Raw genomic sequence first — 5,159 nt, forward strand, 5'->3', positions numbered from 1 at the left:
CCGCTGCCGGCGCCGGGTGCTTCGGCCGAGGCCAAGCCTGCGGAAGGCGCCGCGCCGGCCGAGGGCGCCGCGCCCGCCAAGCCGGCGGCACCCGCTCAATAAACAATTTGTCATAAAGACATCCTCAGAAAAGCCGGGTTCGTCCCGGCTTTTCTGTTAGGAAAACAGCATGTGCGGCGACAAAGCCTGCGCATTGCGGTTTCCACGGTCGTCAAATGATCTAGATTGCCGGTGGGGATTGTTCGCAGAGGAGAACGCATGACGGTTGGCCGAACGCTTCTCAACTCCGTGCTGGTCGCGGCCGCCCTTGCCGGCAGCCTGCAGGCCGGCTTCGCGGATGAATGGCGCACCACCTCCTCGCTGATCGGCGACTCCAAATACGGCGACAACTTCCAGCACTACGACTATGTCAATGCGGACGCGCCGAAGGGCGGCACCTACAATTCCGTCGTTCTCGGCACCTTCGACAGCTTCAACCCCTACATCGTGCAGGGCTCGCCGGCCGCGGGGCTGGTCGGCTTCGGCGGAGGGCTGCTCTACGACACGCTGATGGAGCAGTCGACCGACGAGGGCAGCACCAGCCATCCGCTGATCGCCGACGCCTACAAATATCCGGTCGACTATTCCTCGGCGACGTATCGGCTGGACCCGAGGGCCAAATGGCACGACGGCCAGCCAATCACCACCGACGATGTGATCTGGTCGTTCCAGGTGCTGAAGGCCAACAGCCCGCAATACAGCCGCTATTTCGAGAACGTTACCGACGCCGTCGCCATCTCGGACCGCGAGGTCGAGTTCCATTTCAACCAGAAGGGCAATCGCGAGCTGCCGAAGATCATCGGCGACCTCGCCGTGCTGCCGAAGCACTGGTGGGAAGGCACCGACGCCAATGGCAAGAAGCGCGACGTCACCAGACCGACGCTGGAACCGCCGCTCGGCTCCGCTGCCTACAAGATCGCCAGCTTCAAGCCGGGTTCGGAGATCGTCTGGCAGCGCGTGCCTGACTACTGGGCCGCCAAGCTGCCGGTGAAGATAGGGCGTGAGAATTTCGACACGCAGCGCTTCACCTATATCCTTGATGACAATGCGGCATGGCAGGCTTTCACCAAAGGCGGACTCGACGACATCAAGCCGGAAAACAGCTCGAAGCGCTGGAAGACGTTCTATGATTTCCCAGCGATCCAGACCGGCGACGTCATCAAACAGGAATTCAAGACCACCTCTCCCGAGCCGATGCAGGCCTTCATGCTGAACCAGCGGCGTCCCCTATTTGGGGATCGCCTGGTGCGCGAGGGACTGACCTATCCGTTCGATTTCGAGACGATGAACCGCACGCTTTTCTATGGTTTCAACACCCGCACGCAAAGCTATTTCCAGGGCACGGAACTGGCATCCAGCGGCCTGCCGCAGGGCAAAGAGCTGGAAATCCTGGAAAAGTACCGCGACAAGCTGCCACCCGAGCTGTTCACCGAGGAATTCAAGCTGCCGGTCTACGATACCCCTCAGGCCGAGCGGAAATATCTGAAGCAGGCGGTCGAGCTGTTCGCCAAGGCCGGCTGGGTCATCAAGGGCGGCAAGATGGTGAACGCCAAGACCGGCGCGCCGTTCAAGTTCGAGATTTTGGGCTGGAACGACACCGACCAGGTGATCGCCAGTCCCTGGATCGCCAATCTGCGCAAGATCGGAGTGGATGCGACGCTGCGCATCATCGACCAGACCCAATATGTCAACCGCGTCAACAATTTCGATTATGACGTCATCATAGGTCAGCTCGGGCAGTCGGAATCGCCCGGCAACGAGCAACGCGACTTCTGGAGCTCGAAGGCCGCCGATAAGCCGGGGTCGCGCAACTATGCCGGCATCAAGGATCCGGTCGTCGACGCGCTCGTCGACCGCATCATCTTTGCCACCGACCGCGACGACCTCGTCGCTGCCACCCACGCGCTCGACCGGGTGCTGCTGTGGAACTTCTATGTGGTGCCGCAATACTACCGCGCCGTGTTGTGGCTCGCCTACTGGAACAAGTTCGGCATCCCGCAAAAGCAGCCGACCTACAGCGGCGCCGACCAGAGTTCCTGGTGGATCGACCCCGAGAAGGAAAAGGCGCTGGCCGCCAAATACAAGGGTAGCAATTGATGGCCTCGCGCCGCGATTTCCTGGCACTCGGCGGTGCCGCCGCGGCCGCAGCCCTGTTGCCGGGGCGAGCTTTCGCCACCACGGCGACCGGCGTGAAACTGCACGGCCTATCGGCCTTCGGCGACCTCAAATACAAGCCTGATTTCACCCATTTCGACTACGTCAATCCGGATGCGCCCAAGGGCGGCCAGATGAATTTCGCGCCGCCGAACGCCACCTTGAATCAGAGTTTCCTGACCTTCAACACGTTGAATTCACTGGTGCTGAAAGGCGATTCGCCTCCCCGCACCGAGCTCTGTTTCGATTCACTGATGACAAGCGCTCTCGATGAGCCGGATGCCGTCTACGGCTTGCTTGCCGAGTCCGTGACCTTGTCGCAGGACCGCAACGGCTTCCGTTTCGACCTGCGACGGCAAGCGCGCTTTCACGACGGTTCGCCCGTGACCGCCGCGGACATCGCCTTCGCATTGACGCTGTACAAGGATCGGGGCCATCCGAACCTGTCCAAGGCGCTGCGATACATGACGGAAGCGGTCGCGGTCGATCCCGTCAGGCTCGACGTCACCTTCAATGGCGAACAGTCCGCGCAGAACATCCTTTCGGTCGTCGCAATGCCGATCGTGTCCAAGGCCTTTTACACGGCCAACGATTTCGATGCCTCGACGATGACACCGCCGCTGAGCTCCGGACCGTACAAGTTGGGGCGCGTGGTGGCCGGACAGACCGTCGAGTATGATCGCGTCGCCGACTATTGGGGCCGCGATCTTGCCGTGAACCGTGGTCTCAACAATTTCGACCGCATCCGTATCGACTTCTATCTTGATCGCCAGGCGGCGTTCGAGGCCTTCAAGAAAGGCGACACACATTTTCGCGAGGAATTCACCTCGCGGGTATGGGCGACCGGTTACGACTTTCCGGCGTTGAAGGACGGCAAGGTCGTCAAACGCGAGTTTCCCGGCGAGAAATCGCCATCCATGCAGTCCGTGGCGCTAAACCAGCGCCGGCCGCAGTTCCGCGATGCGCGCGTGAGACGGGCAATCGCCAACTGCTTCGATTTCGAATGGATCAGGCGGGCTCTGTTCTTCGGTTCCTACGAACGCTCGCAATCGAATTTCGAGCGGTCGGACTACAAGGCCGAAGGCTTGCCCTCGCCTCAGGAACTGGCCTTGCTGGAGCCGTTTCGGGCCGAGTTGCCGCCGGAGACTTTCGGCGAACCGGTGATGCAGCCCGTCTCCGACGGTTCGGGTCACGACCGCAAGCTGCTGGGCGCGGCCTCGAAACTGCTTGCCGAGGCCGGTTGGAAGCGAGCGGGCAACTTCGTCGTCAACGAGAAGGGCGAGCGACTGCAGGTGGAAATGCTGGCCGAGGATGACGGCATCGTTCGCATTTTCACGCCATGGGCCGAGAACATGAAGGCCATAGGGATCGACGTTTCGATCCGGCAGGTCGATTCGACGCAGTATGAACGGCGGCAAAGCGATTTCGACTTCGATTTCAACATGCTCGCATGGTCGATCGGGGCGACGCCGACTGCCGACGGCCTCGAGATACTCTACGACTCGCGCATGGCGAAAACGCCGGGACAGCGCAACTATCCCGGCACCGAAAGCCGGGCCATCGACGCGCTGATCGTGGCGGCCGGCAAAGCCAACAGTCGATCGGAACTGGTTACGGCGCTCAGAGCGCTCGACCGGGTCTTGCGCGCGCGGCTAGACTGGATTCCAACATATTATCTCGCGAATCACCGCGTCGCCTATTGGGACATGTTCGGCTTTCTCGAGCAGAAACCCGATTTCGGCTTTCCGGTCGAGACGCTGTGGTGGATCGACAAGGGCAAGGCGGCAAAGATTGGCAAAGCCTGACATCTCCGTTCGCACAGGACGGGCGGCCTGATGGGCGCTTACATACTGCGCCGCATCCTTCTGATGATCCCGACCCTGTTCGGCATCATGGCGATCTCTTTCGCCGTTATCCAGTTTGCGCCCGGTGGGCCGGTGGAGCAGGTGATCGCCAGGCTCACCAACCAGGGCGGCACCGATCGCCTTGGCGGCGGTGGCGGCGATGCCGGTGGCGGCGGCAACTTCGATGTGGCCGGCGACGTCAGCTCGAAATACCGCGGCGCCCAGGGGCTCGATCCCGAATTCATCAAGAAATTGGAACAGCAGTTCGGCTTCGACAAGCCGCCGCTCGAACGCTTCGGCATGATGCTGTGGAACTATGCCCGCTTCGACTTCGGCGACAGCTATTTCCGCGACATCTCGGTGCTCAACCTCATCCTGGAAAAGATGCCGGTGTCGATCTCCATCGGCCTGTGGATCACGCTTTTGTCCTACCTGATCTCGATCCCGCTCGGCATCCGCAAGGCGGTCCAGGACGGCTCCACCTTCGACGTCTGGACCAGCGGCGTGGTGATCGTCGGGTATGCCATCCCCGGCTTCCTGTTCGGCATCCTGTTGATGGTGCTGTTTGCCGGCGGCTCGTTCTGGGACTGGTTCCCGCTGCGCGGCATCGTTTCGGACAATTGGGACCAGTTGTCCTGGCCGGACAAGATCGTCGACTATTTCTGGCACATGACCCTGCCGCTGACGGCGCTCGTGCTGTCGGCTTTCGCCACCACGACGCTGCTCACCAAGAACTCGTTCCTGGAAGAGATCCGCAAGCAGTATGTGGTGACGGCGCGCGCCAAGGGCCTGTCGGAGCGCAAGGTGCTCTACGGCCACGTCTTCCGCAACGCCATGCTGATTGTCATCGCCGGCTTTCCAGGCGCCTTCATCTCGGCCTTCTTCACCGGGTCGCTGTTGATCGAGAACATCTTCTCGCTCGACGGCCTCGGGCTGCTCGGCTTCAAGTCCGTCGTCGACCGCGACTATCCGGTGGTGTTCGCCAACCTCTACATTTTCTCGCTGCTCGGCCTGTTCATCAATCTTCTGTCCGACCTGATCTACACCTGGGTCGATCCGCGCATCGATTTCGAGCGGAGGGACGTCTGATGGCGGAAGCCGCTGCCGGAACGACGCCCCCCC

The 5,159-nt window shown here is 61.4% G+C and carries 3 protein-coding genes; all 3 read left to right on the forward strand.

Annotation, left to right across the window (positions count from 1 at the left end; genetic code table 11):
• Positions 1–258: 258 nt before the first annotated feature.
• The 3 genes from EN742_RS23580 to EN742_RS23590 are packed head-to-tail and all read left to right on the forward strand — an operon-like array spanning position 259 to position 5,126.
• Positions 259–2,136 (forward strand): extracellular solute-binding protein, encoded by a 1,878-nt coding sequence (locus EN742_RS23580; RefSeq protein ID WP_127407365.1) that lies wholly within the window; start codon positions 259–261, stop codon positions 2,134–2,136.
• Positions 2,136–3,998, forward strand: coding sequence for an extracellular solute-binding protein (locus EN742_RS23585; protein WP_128333343.1), 1,863 nt, complete (start codon positions 2,136–2,138; stop codon positions 3,996–3,998). Before EN742_RS23580 ends, EN742_RS23585 begins: the two co-directional genes overlap by 1 nt.
• 30 nt (positions 3,999–4,028) lie before the next feature.
• The gene (locus EN742_RS23590) at positions 4,029–5,126 is read left to right on the forward strand and encodes a microcin C ABC transporter permease YejB (protein ID WP_126056711.1); all 1,098 of its coding nucleotides are present in this window, start codon (positions 4,029–4,031) and stop codon (positions 5,124–5,126) included.
• Positions 5,127–5,159 lie beyond the last annotated feature (33 nt).

The sequence above is a fragment of the Mesorhizobium sp. M4A.F.Ca.ET.020.02.1.1 genome (genome assembly GCF_004022645.1).
GTDB lineage: Bacteria > Pseudomonadota > Alphaproteobacteria > Rhizobiales > Rhizobiaceae > Mesorhizobium.

Bases quoted from the DNA above. Each gene is read 5' to 3' on its own strand.
- EN742_RS23585 (WP_128333343.1), top strand. From the start codon at position 2,136: ATGGCCTCGCGCCGCGATTTCCTGGCACTCGGCGGTGCCGCCGCGGCC.
- EN742_RS23580 (WP_127407365.1), top strand. From the start codon at position 259: ATGACGGTTGGCCGAACGCTTCTCAACTCCGTGCTGGTCGCGGCCGCC.
- EN742_RS23590 (WP_126056711.1), top strand. From the start codon at position 4,029: ATGGGCGCTTACATACTGCGCCGCATCCTTCTGATGATCCCGACCCTG.